The sequence below is a fragment of the Desulfitobacterium chlororespirans DSM 11544 genome (assembly GCF_900143285.1).
Lineage (GTDB): Bacteria > Bacillota > Desulfitobacteriia > Desulfitobacteriales > Desulfitobacteriaceae > Desulfitobacterium > Desulfitobacterium chlororespirans.
The window spans coordinates 51,649-67,921 of the sequence record NZ_FRDN01000012.1; the positions used below are offsets into that span (position 1 = coordinate 51,649).

The 16,273-nt window shown below is 47.8% G+C and carries 13 protein-coding genes; 12 read left to right on the forward strand and 1 reads right to left on the reverse strand.

Features of this window, described 5'->3' with window-relative positions; genetic code table 11:
• Window positions 1-34 precede the first annotated feature (34 nt).
• The 10 genes from BUA14_RS18490 to BUA14_RS18535 all read left to right on the forward strand — a co-directional run bounded on the left by BUA14_RS18490 (window position 35) and on the right by BUA14_RS18535 (window position 13,012).
• The gene (locus tag BUA14_RS18490) at window positions 35-2,437 is read left to right on the forward strand and encodes a glycyl radical protein (RefSeq protein ID WP_072773944.1); all 2,403 of its coding nucleotides are present in this window, start codon (window positions 35-37) and stop codon (window positions 2,435-2,437) included.
• 87 nt (window positions 2,438-2,524) lie between these two features.
• A complete protein-coding gene (locus BUA14_RS18495) occupies window positions 2,525-3,451 on the forward strand; it encodes a glycyl-radical enzyme activating protein (RefSeq protein WP_072773945.1) in 927 nt (308 codons plus the stop codon).
• Between the two features lie 70 nt (window positions 3,452-3,521).
• Window positions 3,522-4,286: an enoyl-CoA hydratase/isomerase family protein gene (locus BUA14_RS18500; RefSeq protein ID WP_072773946.1), complete on the forward strand. Its 765-nt coding sequence runs from the start codon at window positions 3,522-3,524 to the stop codon at window positions 4,284-4,286.
• A 207-nt stretch (window positions 4,287-4,493) separates the two neighbouring features.
• Window positions 4,494-5,186: a ClpP family protease gene (locus BUA14_RS18505; protein WP_072773947.1), complete on the forward strand. Its 693-nt coding sequence runs from the start codon at window positions 4,494-4,496 to the stop codon at window positions 5,184-5,186.
• A 263-nt stretch (window positions 5,187-5,449) separates the two neighbouring features.
• Window positions 5,450-7,789, forward strand: a complete 2,340-nt coding sequence (locus tag BUA14_RS18510) for an FtsK/SpoIIIE family DNA translocase (protein ID WP_072773948.1) — start codon at window positions 5,450-5,452, stop codon at window positions 7,787-7,789.
• A gap of 66 nt (window positions 7,790-7,855) precedes the next feature.
• Window positions 7,856-8,935, forward strand: coding sequence for a tRNA 2-selenouridine(34) synthase MnmH (gene mnmH, locus BUA14_RS18515; protein ID WP_084078715.1), 1,080 nt, complete (start codon window positions 7,856-7,858; stop codon window positions 8,933-8,935).
• Window positions 8,871-9,656: a DUF3388 domain-containing protein gene (locus BUA14_RS18520; protein ID WP_242954688.1), complete on the forward strand. Its 786-nt coding sequence runs from the start codon at window positions 8,871-8,873 to the stop codon at window positions 9,654-9,656. The genes mnmH and BUA14_RS18520 overlap by 65 nt, the downstream gene beginning before the upstream one ends.
• Before the next feature lie 23 nt (window positions 9,657-9,679).
• Window positions 9,680-10,483, forward strand: a complete 804-nt coding sequence (locus tag BUA14_RS18525; RefSeq protein WP_072773950.1) for a helix-turn-helix domain-containing protein — start codon at window positions 9,680-9,682, stop codon at window positions 10,481-10,483.
• Window positions 10,484-10,531: 48 nt separating this feature from the next.
• A complete protein-coding gene (locus tag BUA14_RS18530; protein WP_072773951.1) occupies window positions 10,532-11,023 on the forward strand; it encodes a YajQ family cyclic di-GMP-binding protein in 492 nt (163 codons plus the stop codon).
• A gap of 54 nt (window positions 11,024-11,077) precedes the next feature.
• Window positions 11,078-13,012: a YgiQ family radical SAM protein gene (locus BUA14_RS18535; protein ID WP_072773952.1), complete on the forward strand. Its 1,935-nt coding sequence runs from the start codon at window positions 11,078-11,080 to the stop codon at window positions 13,010-13,012.
• Between the two features lie 187 nt (window positions 13,013-13,199).
• Here BUA14_RS18535 and BUA14_RS18540 read toward each other — a convergent pair whose 3' ends face one another.
• Complete coding sequence (locus BUA14_RS18540) at window positions 13,200-13,802, reverse strand: hypothetical protein (protein ID WP_072773953.1); 603 nt, start codon at window positions 13,800-13,802, stop codon at window positions 13,200-13,202.
• 317 nt (window positions 13,803-14,119) lie between these two features.
• On the opposite strand from BUA14_RS18540, the gene rimO reads away from it, so the two are divergent.
• Complete coding sequence (gene rimO / locus BUA14_RS18545; protein ID WP_072773954.1) at window positions 14,120-15,448, forward strand: 30S ribosomal protein S12 methylthiotransferase RimO; 1,329 nt, start codon at window positions 14,120-14,122, stop codon at window positions 15,446-15,448.
• Window positions 15,445-16,002, forward strand: coding sequence for a CDP-diacylglycerol--glycerol-3-phosphate 3-phosphatidyltransferase (pgsA, locus tag BUA14_RS18550; RefSeq protein ID WP_072773955.1), 558 nt, complete (start codon window positions 15,445-15,447; stop codon window positions 16,000-16,002). Before rimO ends, pgsA begins: the two co-directional genes overlap by 4 nt.
• Window positions 16,003-16,273 lie beyond the last annotated feature (271 nt).

Below are 16,273 nucleotides of genomic sequence, written 5' to 3' on the forward strand. Positions count from 1 at the left end.
AATCTAATTAACCATTAAAAAGGAGGAAGAAAAAATGGAATTAGCGACTAAATTAAACTCACGCACAGTGGATGAAGAGAGGGTGCAAAGACTTAAAAGTTATTTACTGGATGCACCACAAAAGGTAGATACTGAGCGGCTTAAGCTGTTGGCGGAAATTTACCCCAAATTAGATGGTCATACCGCCATTGTCAGAAGAGCCAAGCTGCTGGACTACATTTTGAAGAATAAGACACTTTATATTGATGATAACTTTTTCGTCGGCAGCGTAACCCAATATGTTTGCGGAGTGTATCCCTATCCTGAGTGGAATTGCGATTGGATGAAGGATAAAGAAGGGAAAGCCGTAAGCCATTTGGGTGAAATGGAAATCACTGCTGAAGACCGGGTGATTTTTGAAGAAATCGTTAAATATTGGGACGAGCGTAGCATCTACCCCAATGCCAACAGGCTTTTTGAGGAAGTTTACGGCTACAGTTCCCTGCCGGCTCAGGATACCGGTCTGTTTTATGATGGCAACTCCTGGCCGGCCGGAGGCGGGACCATGAATTACAACCGGATTCTCACCCAAGGCGCCCGTGGCATTATTGATGAAGCCAGGGAACGGATGAGCAAGCTGGAAGTTAATGCTGCCAACACTCCGAAGAGAAGTTTTTACGAAGCCGTGATTATCACCATGAACGCGATGATCAATCTGTCCCATCGCTATGCGGAACTGGCACGCAAGAAAGCGGCAGAAGAGAAGAGTTACGAACGGCGCCAGGAATTGTTGGAGATCGCTGAAATATGTGAAGTTGTACCCGAATACCCGGCACGCACATTTAAAGAAGCCCTGCAAAGTTTCCTGCTGACACACCTGGTCCTGGAAATCGAAGTAACCGGTTGCGGATATTCTCTTGGCTATTGGGGACAGTACATGGACCCCTTCTATCAAAAGGATTTAGCTGAGGGAAGAATTACCAGGAAAGAAGCCCTTTACCTGACAAAGTTGATCTTTATCAAACTTCAGGAGATCGGATATTATCACGGACCTAAATTCGCTAAAGCCTGGTCATCCCATGTTGGCCAAACCCTGTGCATTGGCGGTCTTACCGAAGAGGGCAGAGACGCTACCTGCGAAATGGATTATATTTGCTGCGATGCCCATATCGATCTGAAAAATATTCAACCTCCTCTGGCTTTATTCTGGCATCCCGGGTTAAAGGAAGACTTCCTGTTCAAAGCGGTGGAAGTTATTAAAACCGGTGTCGGACATCCCCAGATCATGAATACCCCGGCGGCCATCACCAGAGAGATGGATAGATTCAGAGAAGAAGGGGTTACTCTGGAAGAAGCAAGGCGTGTGGCTATCTTCGGCTGCGTTGGTACAGATATTGCCAATAAGACGTCCCACCCTGTGGAAGGGGAAGTTTGCATCGGCAAAGCCTTTGAACTGGCCTTCAACGACGGCGTGGACCCTCTTACAGGCATGCAGGTAGGTCCGAAGACCGGAGATCCTGAAAGCTTCAAGACCTTTGATGACCTGTTTGAAGCCTTCCGGACCCAGACCGATTTCGCCTTGAAGACAGTTCGTGGCCATGGCCGGGTGGGCAACCAATTGTGCGCGGAAACTCTCCCCTTGCCGATGCGTTCCATTCTTACCGATGGATGCCTGGAAACAGGAAGAGATTGCTGGGATGATGGGGCAAAATATACCGCTGACCTGCTGATCAATGTGGGCACCATTGATGCCGCCAATTCTTTGATGGCTGTTAAAACCCTGGTCTATGATGATAAAAAACTGACCATGGCCCAGCTTAAGGAAGCTCTTGCCGCGAATTTTGGGGGCCATGAGGATATTCAGAAGATGTGCCTGGACGCTCCCAAACACGGGAACGACGATGAAGTGATGAATGAATTTGTTCACAAGTGCTATGACGTTGTATGGGAAGCTTATTACAAAGCCGGCCGCAACTATTGCGGTAAAAAAGGCAAACCGGAAGCTTACTCAAATAGTCTGCACAATCTGTTTGGCGCCGTCATGGGTGCACTGCCTACAGGCAGAGAAGCCGGCCTGGCGCTGACGGACGGCAGTGTATCGGCTATGCCGGGCAGCGATGTCAACGGACCCACAGCCCTTGTTAATTCGGCGGCTAAGGCCCTTGACACAGTACGGTTCAACTCTAATCACTTTAACATGAAGTTCCATCCCGCAGCCCTTGATGGTCCACGAGGTGTGAGGAACTTACTATCCCTGGTCAAAACCTATATGGATCAGGGCGGCTCCCACATTCAGTTTAACGTCGTCAGCAGCAAGACCCTGAAGGATGCTCAGGTACAGCCTGATAAATATAAAGACCTGGTCGTCAGAGTGGCCGGATTCAGTGCCTACTTTACCAGACTGGATCCTGGTGTGCAGGCTGAGATTATCAAGAGAACAGAATTGAGTTTCAACTGAATTTGAGCATGGATTAACCTGGGCCTAACCAGAACCTCCCTCCGTGGTTAATGAGGGGGGTTCTGGCCCAAAGGGGGAAAATAATGAATGACTAACGCAGAGGCGAATTCCGGGAAAAAAGCAGTTATTTTTAATGTACAAAGATATTCAACTGAAGACGGGCCAGGGGTAAGAACGACCGTATTTTTTAAAGGATGCCCCCTCAGCTGCCTGTGGTGCAGTAATCCGGAATCACAGCAAGCTAAGCCCCAGATGATGTATTTCAGCAAAACATGTGTGCAATGTTATGCTTGTGTGAAGGCTTGCCCTAATGGCGCTAATAAAATTAAAGACGATGGTTCTGTATGGGTGGACCGCAGTGTGTGCACGAATTGTGGTGTTTGCGTAAAGGTGTGCCTGGCTGATGCCCGGTCGATGTCTGGGAAAAAGATGACGGTAGATGAGGTTTTTGACATCATTCAAAAGGATTCTCTGTATTACATCAATTCGGGTGGCGGTGTAACGCTCGGTGGCGGAGAGTGCACAACCGAACCGGAATTTGTAGGGGAGTTATTGGACAGATGTTATGACAGGGCCATTCACACCTGTATTGATACTTGCGGGTATACTCCCTGGAGTGTATTGGAGAAAATCCTGCCCAAGGTAGAACTGGTTTTATTCGATATAAAACACATGGATACAGAGAAGCATAAAGAACTCACAGGAGTGGGGAATGAACTGATTTTAGAGAATGCGGTAAAGATAAAACAAATGGGGACCAGAATGATTATTCGATTGCCTTTAATTCCCGGTTACAATGATGATGAAAATAATATTAAGGTTATGGGCTGGTTTATGGAATCATGGGGTATGGACAGAATCGATATACTCCCTTATCACCGGTTGGGCGAAAATAAATATGATGCTCTTGGGATGAACTATTCACTTGGGGATCTGCCCAATTTGGCAAAGGATAGTATCAGCAGGGCGGTCAAAATATTAGGGTCCTATGGACTGGAAGTTCATGTCATGTGATCGTACCACAGAGTGATGATTTCTGCGAAATAAATGAACGTACAGCAGGTTTGAAAAAGGAGAAATGAAAATGTCAGGAATCGAATTAAAGATAGAAAATTACATAGCGACAGTAACCGTGAACAGACCTCCGGCCAATGCTTTAAACAAAGAGACTTATATTGCAATTCGCGACACATTTTACAGCTTGGAGGAGCGGGACGATGTGAAGGTGGTCGTCCTGACTGGGGCGGGCAAAATATTTATGGCGGGCAATGAGTTTGACGAATTCCCTGAAATGATGGAGAGAAAAGCTTGCACAACGTATTACGACATCATCCGCAACGGATACCTTTCGGTCAAGAACTGTAAATATCCGGTAATCGGTGCTATAAACGGTGCGGCGGTGGGCTCGGGCTGTGCGTTTGCGGGTTGCTGTGATTTACTTGTGGCAGTGGAGGGGGCAAAATTCGCCCTTTCGGAAATCAAGGTCGGCATTATAGGGGCTGACGGCTTTGCCTCCCTGATGGTGCCTGAGAAGGTACTTCGTTATATGGCACTTTCCGGCAATCCGCTTACCGCCGAGGAGATTTACAGACATGGAGGGATTCATCAGGTCGTTCCTAAAGGGGAGCTTATGAACGCAGCCTATAAACTTGCGAATGAGCTTGCCCAGAATGCTCGCCGTGCGCTTATTCAGTGGAAGCTGTGCTTGAATCAGAACTATGAGCATGATCTACCCAAAAAGTTTAACAATAACTTAAATGCAACTGTGGCGTACCATCCCTACCACGACTTCAAGGAGGCATCAAGTGCTTTTATTGCCAAACGTCCCCCGGAATTTGACAACAAGTGAGAATATGAAAGCAAGTAGTCTCCGGTTAAGTACCGATAAAAGGCCGTCAATATTAGATGGTCTTTTATCATTTTCGGAAGATAACTTTGTGCAGGAAGAGTGACCTGCATTTTTTTATGGGCAAATCCCCATAATAGTAGAAGATGTGTCGCTCAGTTTTCAGGAATCGGCTAAGAAATGCAGACGTTATCGGAAGGAGTGCACCTTGTGAGAAGTGAAAATGAAAATCAAAATGAACCCATAAATCCGGAGGTCCAAACCTTAAAAGAGCTGGGCCAGATTCGTATCCCTGAGCCTTCGGAGAGCATCTATTGTCTGACTGTTGTCGGACAAATCGAAGGACATCAAGTCCTTTCCGCGCAAACGAAGGCCACCAAATATGAACATGTCATTCCGCAATTATTTGCCGTCGAGCAAAACCCTAAAGTAGAAGGGATATTGTTGATTTTAAATACGGCCGGAGGGGATGTGGAGGCGGGTTTAGCCATATCCGAGCTGGTAAGCAGCCTAAGCAAACCCAGTGTCTCCATCGTTCTGGGAGGCGGGCACAGCATTGGCATTCCCATCGCTGTGAGCTGCGAGCGCAGCTTTATTGCGCCAACGGGGACCATGACCTTGCACCCCATACGCTATACAGGGTTGGTGATCAACGGCCATCAGCAGTTTGACTATTTACAAAAAATGCAGGAGAGAATCAATAGCTTTATTATCCAACATTCCCAGATCACAGAGGATCAGCTGAAAAAGCTCATGTTTGCCACCGGTGAACTGGCCCAGGATATCGGGACTGTTTTAATCGGACAGGATGCGGTGGATATAGGGCTGATTGACGCTGTCGGAGGCTTGAAGGAAGCCTATGGAGAACTAAAGCGCCTGATCGCGGCAAAGCGTGAAAGTTAAATTTACAATAAAATCGGCTGAAGAGCCGATTTTTTGCTATACTATCAGAAGAATTAATTTTTACCCACAGTGTGGATGAGTCAAAGGTTCGGAGAAACAGCCAAATGGGAGCGGCAAGCCTATTGGAACCGAAGGAAAATTGCAAGTGATTTAGAAGGGAAAAATTTCCTTTGTGTAGAAATAGACACTACATAAGGCTTGGCAAGAAGCGGTTGAGTAAAGAATGATGTGAGGGATGTTTTTTGGCTAGGAAGAAAAAGAGGATGACGGTAAAGAAAAAAGGTTTTCTTAAAGATAATGTCCGCCATGAACTGATCGGCATTGTGGCCTTGGGATTGGCGGTATTGGGCATTGTGGCCCTATATTCCGGCAGCAATGGTGTGGTAGGCGGCAAGATCAAAGAAGGCTTAACCATACTGGCCGGCAACGGCCGGGTCTGGCTGCTGCTTATGCTGGGTGCCTGGGGAATCGCTTATATGAATCGTAAACATATCAATAACCAGTGGAGAACGGTGGGAGTTCTTTTACTATGGCTGGCTTTTGAAGGGCTATTGCATTTCCAGCTCCCGGGCCTTAGTGATTATTCTAATGAAACGATCCTCGATGAAGGATTGCTGGGACATGGAGGAGGAGCAATCGGTGCCCTCCTGACTATGGCTCTGAAAAGCTCAGTGGGTATTTCCGGGGGCTATGTGGTACTCATTGTCACCGCTCTTAGCGGAGCTCTGCTGGTGACGAACCGCTCCCTCATCGGCGGTCTGCAGCAAGTGCAAAAGGCCGGTAAGGAATCGGGTCGCTGGGTCAAAAACCATGTCGAGGACTTTATCTATGTGATTCAGGACACTGAGGAGAATCCTGAAGAAGCCTTTCCGGAAGAGCCTATGGAAAAGAGAGCTTTAAAAAAGAATATCAAGAGGAAAGAGACGAAAACGACCACGGAGCCTTTAAAGGTGCTGGAGCCCGAATTGGTGGAGCGGCCGGTGATTATTAAGACCCTTCAGGATCAGGCGGATCATGGCGGGGAGGAAGAGAAGCCTCTTGCCGATACTCCCGTCATCCAAACTGTACTTCCTTTTGCCGAAGAAAAGAAACAAAAAGCGAGCCCGCCGGGCAAGCTCACAGGAACGCCTGTTTCCAGATTGGCCCAGAAGGAGAGCGGTGATTTTCAGCTTCCTAATTTAACCTTGCTTAATAAAAGCATGAAGGTGAAGAACCCTCGTATTAATAAAGATTTGGCGGATAATGTGAAGATTCTTGAAGAGACCCTGGAAAGCTTCGGGGTTAAAATTAAAGTAACTCACGTAACTCAAGGACCGGCTATTACCCGCTATGAGGCCCAGCCTGCTCCCGGGGTTAAAGTGAGCAAGATTACCAACTTATCCGATGATATCGCCCTGAGTTTGGCGGCTACCGATGTGCGTATCGAGGCCCCTGTGCCGGGGAAATCGGTGGTGGGAATCGAAGTGCCCAATAAAGAGATAGCGACGGTGCATTTTCGGGAAGTACTGGAGACACCGGAATTTCAGAATTCCCTCAGTAAGCTGACGGTCGTTCTGGGCAAAGATATTACAGGAAGTCCTATTGTGGCGGATTTAACCAAAATGCCCCATTTATTAATTGCCGGTGCCACCGGTTCAGGTAAGTCTGTCTGTGTCAATACCTTAATCAATAGCATCTTATATAAAGCAAGGCCGGATGAAGTCAAGTTCTTATTGGTAGATCCGAAGATGGTGGAACTGACTAATTATAACGGAATTCCTCATCTGATTGCACCGGTGGTCACGGATCCCAAAAAGGCGGCCGGAGCCCTAAAATGGATTGTCACGGAAATGGAGACCCGTTACGAGCTGTTTGCTGCCGCCGGGGTCAGGGATATTGTGCGCTATAATTACCTGCGCACCCAGGAAAAGAAAGAAGAGGCGCCGCCTCTTCCCTATGTGGTGGTGATTATCGACGAGTTAGCGGATCTCATGATGGTGGCCCCCGGAGATGTGGAAGATTCGATTTGCCGTTTGGCTCAGATGGCGCGGGCGGCGGGAATCCATCTCCTGATTGCTACCCAGCGTCCATCGGTGGATGTGATCACCGGTTTGATCAAAGCCAATGTTCCTTCCCGGATTGCTTTTGCTGTATCTTCTCAGATCGATTCCCGGACCATCTTGGATATGAATGGAGCGGAGAAGCTCTTAGGCCGGGGGGATATGCTTTACTATCCTATGGGAGCCAGCAAACCCATCAGGGTACAGGGATGCTTCCTGGCCGATAAGGAAGTGGAAAATGTGGTCCGCTTCCTGCAGAATCAGGCTAAACCGGAATACCAGGAGATTCCTAATATCGAGCTGGGAACCGATAAGCCTGCGGAAGATACTGGGGATGAGCTCTTTCATCAAGCGGCCCTGCTCTTTATCGAGGCAGGCAATGCTTCTGTCTCTTTACTGCAAAGAAGGCTCCGCATCGGCTACACCCGGGCGGCCCGTTTAATGGATTTGTTGGAAGAAAAAGGGGTCGTGGGCGGTTATGAAGGCTCAAAACCCCGGGAAGTTTTGCTGACCAAGGGACAATTTGACCAAAAGTTTGGTTTAGGAGAAGAAGAAATCGGGTAAAAGTTGCACATTTTGTTGAGAGGATTTATGATAATAAAAGAGAATAGTATAAATTAAGAAGGAAATATGATGGTTCAGGATATAACGATTGAAGAGTTGCTAAAAATTAAAGATATAGTTCTTCTCGATGTTCGCTCTGAAGGTGAATATGAGGAAGCCACCATACCTGGTGCTCGGAATCTGCCTCTGTTTAATAATGAAGAACGGGCCATGATTGGCACTACTTATGTACAGATCTCTCCCGCTTTAGCCAAGGAGCAAGGGCTGGCTATAGCCGGTCCCAAGTTGGATGGACTTTATAACCAAGCCAGGCAATGGTCCAAGGGCCGGCCTGTGGTGCTTTTTTGCTGGCGGGGAGGGATGAGGAGCAGATCCTTAGCCACTGTTTTGGGTCTGATGGGCTTGCCTGTTTACCGGTTGCAAGGGGGATATAAGGCTTATCGCCATTTGGTTCATGATTACTTCAGCCGGGAGTTTCCCTTTAAAGTTGTCGTACTGCGGGGGAATACGGGTGTAGGCAAGACTGAGCTATTAAAGTGGTTAAGGGCTGACGGCTATCCGGTCATTGATTTAGAGTCCCTGGCTAATAATCGGGGCTCTGTATTTGGGTCGGTGGGCTTGGGTTCAGGCCCTTCTCAGAAAACCTTTGAAGCCGCTTTGTACGAAGAGCTTAGGGTGTTAGCGAATTTTCCTTATATTATCGTTGAATGTGAGAGTAAGCGCATTGGCCGCATCAATTTGCCGACCAGTGTTTATGAGGCTATGAAAATGGGTCCGCAAATCCTGATCTATGACTCAATTCAGCAGCGGGTTGAACGCTTAATTAAGGAATACACCCAGTATCCTTATGCTGACCAGGAGATTAAGTCGGCGCTTGGGCGTCTGACGAAAAACCTGGGGCATAAAACGATTGCCGAGTACAGCGCTTTGCTGGAACAAGGAAATTTAGAAGAGTTTACAGAAGGAATGCTGAAATACTACGACGCTCTTTATGCCTATCCTAACCATCCCAGCAATGATTATGATGATTCCATAAGCAATGAAGATCCGGAAAAGGGGATCAAAGAATTGGAGGATTACCTTGATCAGTGGTCGGGTATACTCAGAAGAACAACTTTATCTGGAATATGTGATACAGCAAAATAAACCCGGCTTGCTGGGTGCTGTCTCCACATTATTGGGAATGCTTGAGATCAATATCTTAACCGTCAATGGGATCGGTGAGGACCGCCGGGGGTTTTTGCTTCAGTATCCGTCTCCGGAGAAGGTTCAAGCCCTCCAAGAGGCTTTGCAGCATGTCGATACCATTGAGATCGCTGCTTTTCGCCCGCCGACGATCTTTGATCGCCTGGCCTTGCGGCATGGGCGGCGTTTGGATAAGGCAGAAAGCGATCCCCCGACTTACCGCTTTATTAGGGAAGAATTAGGATTGCTTGTGGACTTTTTAGGAGATACTTTAGTTGAGGGTGGCAATCAGTTGGTTGGTATCCGAGGGGTTCCCCGGGTGGGAAAAACGGAAGCGGCGATCAGCGCCTGCGTTTATGCCAATAAGAAGTGGATACTCCTTTCTTCGACGATTATCCGGCAAACCTTGCGGACCACCCTTATGCTGGACGAAGCTGAAGATTCCGTGTTTTTAATTGATGGGATGACAAGCACTTCCCGTGGAGATGATGCCCATTGGCAATTATTGAACCGGGTGATGGAATTACCCACACCGAAGATCATCGAGCATCCTGATGTATTTTTGCGGGATGGCCGGATCAAAAGAGACCTGGATTTTATCATTGAGATTCGTAATCAACCTCAAGATGAGATTGGGATTGATGATGTAGCCGTTAGTTTTTCTGCTTTTGATATTAGCTAAAACACTAAGAAGGAGGGTTTATCATGGCAGGAGAGGGACAAATCCTTCGCAACGCTCGTGTGGATAAAGGGTGGAGCTTAACCCAGGCTGAAGAAGTTACCAAAATCAGAATCCGCTATCTGGAAGCTTTGGAAGAAGAAGCTTATCATATTTTACCCGGCGACACTTATACCAAAGGGTTTTTAAGAACTTATGCCAAACATTTGGGAATAAGCCCGGAGGAGGTTTTAGAGCACTATAAAGCCTTAGGGCAGCAACAGGAAAAACCGTTATCCGCTGAACCGGCGCCGCCGCTGCCCCGCCGGAGGCCCCAGTGGATTAAACCTGTGCTTGTGGCCGTGACCGGAGTTGTTGCTCTTGTGGTCGTGATCGGAATCGCCTCCCTGAGCAAACATCCGGGCACTACGATTGCTCCGGAAGATATAGTCACACCCTTGCCTACTACCCCTCAGGAAGAAGTCGTCCAACAACCGGAAAACACTCCCCCAGCGGACAATACCCCACCGCCCCAAGCCCCTCCCCCCAACCCCCAAAATGTGATCGCCCAGGAAAATGAAGGTCTGGTGGCTCAGCTAGTCTTTAGTCAGCCCTGCTGGATCCGGGTCAATGTGGATGGTCAGTTTGCTTTTGAGGGAACCTTTACTCAAGGGGTCACTAAAGAGTTAAAGGCAAAGGACCAAATAGAACTGGTCACGGTCGGCAATGCCGGCGGGCTTACGGTAACCCTTAACGGCAAGACCTGGCCAAGCCTTGGGGCTCAGGGACAGGTGGTTAATAACGTCATTCTCAAGAAGGACAGTGAAAATCAAATCAGCTTCCTGCCTTAGGGCTTGAGGCTTGTTGAATATATTCATGGATGCAAAGGAGAGAGATTCGTGGCCAAGGATTCATCATTTGATATCGTTTCTAAAGTGGAGATACAGGAAGTAATCAATGCGGTTCACCAAGCGCAAAAAGAAATTGAACAGCGTTTTGATTTTAAAAACAGTAAATCTTCCCTTGAACTGCAGGACGAGAAAATTATACTGGTTTCTGACGATGACTTTAAACTCCGCAACGTCATTGATATTTTGGAGAGCAAGCTGGTTAAGCGGCAGGTTTCTCTTAAAGCTCTGGAATATGGCAAGGTTCAGCCGGCAGCCGGCGATACGGTCCGCCAGGAAGTCAAGCTTGTTCAAGGAATATCTCAGGATAAAGGAAAAGAGATCAATAAAATCATCAAAGACAGCAAAATTAAAGTATCCAGCTCGATCCAGGGAGATCAGGTTCGTGTCACAGGTAAGAATAGAGACGATTTACAGGAAGTCATCGCCTTATTGCGCAGACAAGACCTGGGTATCGACCTTCAATTTATCAACTATCGTTAAAACCATTCACACCTCCCACACTTGTGGGAGTTTTTGATTTCACTAGTTTAAGGAGTGAGTCCGATTAAAATCCCCCAATTTCTACCGATCAGCAGGCAGGACATGAAAAAACGAGGCTGGGAAGAGCTGGATTTCCTGCTTATTACAGGAGATGCCTATGTGGATCATCCCAGCTTCGGTATTGCCATAATATCCCGGGTGCTGGAGAAGCATGGCTATAAAGTGGGCATTATTGCCCAACCCAATTGGCGTGATGTGAAAGCCTTTCAAGTTTTGGGCAGACCTCGCCTGGCCTGCCTGGTGTCCGGCGGGAATCTTGATTCCATGGTCAACCATTATACGGCGGCCAAGAAGCGGCGTCAAAAAGATGTCTATTCCCCGGGAGGTCAGGCAGGGTTACGTCCCGATCATGCCACCATTGTCTATACCAACAAAGTCCGTGAAGCTTTTCCCGGATTGCCGGTGATTATCGGCGGTATCGAAAGCTCCTTAAGGCGATTTGCCCACTACGATTTTTGGAGTGATAAGGTTAAGCGCTCCATCCTGTTAGACAGCCAGGGGGATTTGCTTGTGTTTGGCATGGGGGAAAATGCGATCGCGGAGGTGGCCCATGCCTTAAACGACGGGGAACCCATTGCTGAGGTTCAAGGAGTTAGAGGGACCATGGTTCCTTGGAAAAAGGACCTTCCGGAAGGAATCATCCAGCTTCCTGCTTATCAGGAGGTGGTCGGAGATAAGCGGAAGTATGCGGAAAGCTTCTGGGCGCAATATAATCAGCAGGACCCCTATTATGGCAAAGCTATGTATCAAAGCCATGGGCAGGTCGGGGTTATTCAGTATCCTCCAGCCTATCCTTTGACTCAATCCGAGATGGACGGAGTCTATGCTTTGCCCTATGTTGGGTCCTATCACCCTGTCTATGAGGGAGCAGGCGGAGTCCCGGCCATTGAAGAAGTGGAATTCAGCTTGGTCAGCTCCCGGGGATGTTATGGAGGATGCTCTTTCTGCGCCCTGACCTTCCATCAGGGGCGGATTATCCAGGGACGGAGTGCCGAGTCCATCGTCAGAGAAGCAGAGCAGTTGACCTGGAGTCCGCGCTTTAAAGGCTATATCCATGATGTAGGGGGACCCACGGCCAATTTCCGCCGCCCAGCCTGCCCAGCCCAACTTAAACGCGGAGCATGCCCCCATAAGCAATGCCTCTTTCCTGCTCCTTGTGCCAAGGCGGATGTGGATCACACAGAATATATCGATCTCCTGCGCCGCTTGCGCAATCTGCCTAAGGTTAAAAAAGTCTTTGTGCGTTCCGGAATTCGCTATGATGCCGTCCTGGCGGATAAAAACACATCCTTCTTGCGGGAACTGTGTGAGCATCACGTAAGTGGGCAGCTTAAAGTTGCTCCCGAGCATATCAGCGAAAAGGTATTGAAAAGGATGGGCAAGCCGGGGAAAAAAGTCTACGAGCGTTTTGCCCATGAGTTTAAAACGATCAATGAAGACCTTGGCAAAAAGCAGTACCTGGTGCCCTATCTCATGTCCTCTCATCCGGGCAGCGGCTTAAGAGAAGCCATCGAACTGGCGGAATATGTTCGGGATATGGGAGTCAACCCAGAGCAGGTTCAAGACTTTATTCCCACTCCGGGCAGCTTATCCACCTGTATGTATTATACCGGGCTGGATCCCCGCACCATGGAAAAGATCTATGTACCCCGGACCATGGAGGAGAAGGCTATGCAAAGAGCCTTGATTCAATACCGAAACCCGAAGAATTACGATTTGGTGGAGAAGGCACTGAAATCAGCCCAGCGGGAGGACTTGATCGGCCATGGCCCTAAATGTCTGATTCGCCCCCGCTCCCAGTATAAAAAGAGCTTAGGCCCGAGCGGGAAAAACGCCCCTTCCGCCGCTCAGCCGCGCGGCAAAAGCCCCACAAGAAGAACTAAAAAGCCCCATAAGAGTAGCTTTGCGCACAAAAGCGAACGGATTTAGCGGAAGGGCGGTCAGGTCAATGAAGCTTTCTCAACATAGCGTAGCCACTGGTTTACATGCAGAAAACAGCGGGGTTTGGCGTAGCTGTTAAGAAAGCGAGTTGACCAGCCCTGGAGCTATGGAGTGCGCGTTGGGCGTAAAGCTACGCGACCCGGGCAATGTTTTTTATCCATCAGCAGTGAGGCTTTTAATCACAGAGCTCCCCGAACTCTTCGCTCAGCATGTCCTCAACTTCTTCCATTTTGACAACCCCCAGCTCTTTCTGAAAGGAAGGTTCCAATTCTATATATTTTTCATAGGTTAGCTCCTCATCCTCCTCGATAAATTTGGAGAAGGAAAAGAAAACTCCGTCCTTGCTTTCTTCGAGACGCTTGAGAAGATAATACTCAGTGGGGTCCAATTTACTTTGCAGAACCAAGGTATCGCCATTGATTACGAAAAGAACCCGGGCATCTTCATAAGAGCGGTTCTGGAACTTCCATATAAACCCTTGGCTCAGTGAATCCTGATACCCAAGGGTGTCCTCAGGAGAGGCTTCCCAGGAGAAAGCCATGACAAGCACTCCTTTTGCTTCCATTTCTTCGGCTAATTCATCGAGACGGGAAGCCACGGCCGAAGGGATGCGGTATTCGTCACACATGGAACTCCCACAGGAATAGACAGGTACATTGATGACTTTACCAGCGCCATGATCGAGGGCGATGGGAAGGGTGCGGGAGGTTAAATAGCCTGTATCCCCACATCCGCATTGATCGACAGGTGAAAGAGTATCGTTTAACAAACTGAGCACCTCGCAATGATTATTATACTATGTAATATTGTCCAGAGAGCTTACTCACATCATTCTACTGTAATCCATTTGAAAATTAAAGGGAATAGTTGCTAAGCCTCTCTTGCTAATATTGCCAGGTTTTAGCAATAAAAGTGTTGCCTAAGACCGGAACCAAGGATAATTAGTTTTGACACTTAGGGAAATATTAGTTTATACTAGATTAGTAATTACACACAAATCAAGATTTTAAAGAAAGTATACAGTGCAAGCTTATACTTTCTGACAGTGCCGGAAAAAGAGTTTTGAAGAAATGATGATATGCAGAGGTGCAGACATTGAACAAAAAAGTTGCTGTCGTGACTTTAGGATGTCCGAAGAATCAAGTCGATAGTGAAATCATGACCGGTCATATGATGACAAAATACCAGATCGTGAATGAGCCGGAGCAGGCAGATATTATCATTATCAATACCTGTACTTTTATTGAAAGTGCTAAGGCTGAGTCCATCGATATGATTCTCCAGATGTCTCAATATAAGGAAGAAGGACAGTGTCAGACTCTAGTGGCCACAGGGTGTTTAGCTCAACGTTACGGTGATGAGCTCTTAGGTGAAATCCCCGAACTGGATGGGATCATGGGGACCGGGAATGTCGCAGAGATTCTGGAGACCCTTGAGGAAGCAGAGAAGAGCAAGGTCAGGAGAATCAGCCCTGAGGCTCCGGCCTTTATCTATGATGAAACCATGCCCCGTGTCCGTTTATCCCCTAAGCAATATGCCTATGTTAAAGTAGCGGAGGGGTGCGATAATTATTGCACTTATTGCATCATTCCTCATGTGCGGGGCCATTTTCGCAGCCGGACCCAGGAATCCATCCTTCGCGAAGTAGAAGCCATGGCTTCCGAAGGGGTAAAAGAGGTTTTACTGATCGCTCAGGATACTACCCGCTATGGCAAGGACCGCTATGGTGAATATAGGCTGCCTTCCTTGATCAAAGAGATTGCCAGGATTGAAGGAATAGAGTGGATTCGCCTTATGTATTGTTATCCGGAATTGTTTACGGATGAGCTGATCACAGTCATGAAGGAAACGCCCAAAGTTTGCCGTTATCTCGATCTTCCCCTGCAACACGCTCATGATAAAGTCCTGGCTGAAATGAATCGGCGGGGTACGATCCGGGATGCTGAAGGATTAATTCATAAATTGCGCCGGGAAATCCCTGACATTCGTCTTCGCACAACCATGATTACCGGTTTTCCCGGCGAAACGGAAGAAGAGTTTCAAGCTGTTGTAGATTTTGCTAAGAAAATCCGCTTTGACCGCTTAGGAGCCTTTGCCTATTCCCAGGAGGAATCTACTCCGGCCGCCCAAAGGGAGGACCAGGTGCCTGAGGAAATTCGTCAACAGCGGCGTGATCAACTCATGGAGCTGCAGCACGATATCGCTTACCAGCAGCAGCAGAGATGGGTAGGGCAGACCCTAAAGGTTCTTATCGAAGAAGCCTTGCCGGATCAACGCTGGGTCGGCCGCAGTGAAGGGGATGCTCCGGAGATCGACGGTGTCGTCTATGTTGATTCACCTGGGGAACTTGAAATCGGGGACTTTGTACTGGTTAAGATTACCGGAGCAGATAGCTACGATTTAATGGGAGAGGTTGTGCAGTGAATTTACCCAATCAACTCACAATGGCGCGGATCATATTAATACCTATCTTTATGGCCTTGTTGCTCATCCAATTTCCTAAAGGTCAGCCGATTTTTCCTCATCAGGATTTTGTGGCGGCGATGATCTTCATCGTGGCAGCTGCAACGGATGGCTTGGATGGCTATATCGCCCGTAAAAGAGGCCAGGTTACAGTTCTGGGAAAATTTATGGACCCCCTGGCCGATAAACTTTTGGTTTCGGCAGCTTTAATTGCACTGGTGGACTTAGGGGATGTGCCGGCGTGGATTTGCTGGATTATTCTGGCCCGGGAGTTCGCAGTGACAGGGTTGAGAGCTATAGCCTCTGCTGATGGTACCGTGATCGCGGCCAGCAAACTGGGCAAGATTAAAACGGTATCCCAGGTTTTGGCCATTTCCCTGATTCTGCTCCATGATTGGCCTTTATCTCTCTTCAACCTCTATCTGGGACAGCCGCTTCTCTATGTCGCCCTTTTCTTTACGATTGTTTCGGGTGTGGATTATTTAGTAAAATCAAAGAAGCTTTTGAAAAAATAAAATCCCAAAATAAAGAACAGAGTTTTCCAAGGGATGGAAAACTCTGTTCTTATTTCTAAGCTTTTTTTCGCTTATGCTTAGAAAGTATAAGCTTGCATTATATACTTTCTAAGCATAAGCGAAACCAGCGACTTCGCCTCATTGGCGGGTATGGATTAAAGGCAAACAAGCGGGTCGATAGTGTCTTCGGGCGAAGTCAGGTTTTCTTTAGCATTATTGGCATGAATTGCCTGAAAAAATAGTCCATCAGACGTGCTATAATATTGAGGTA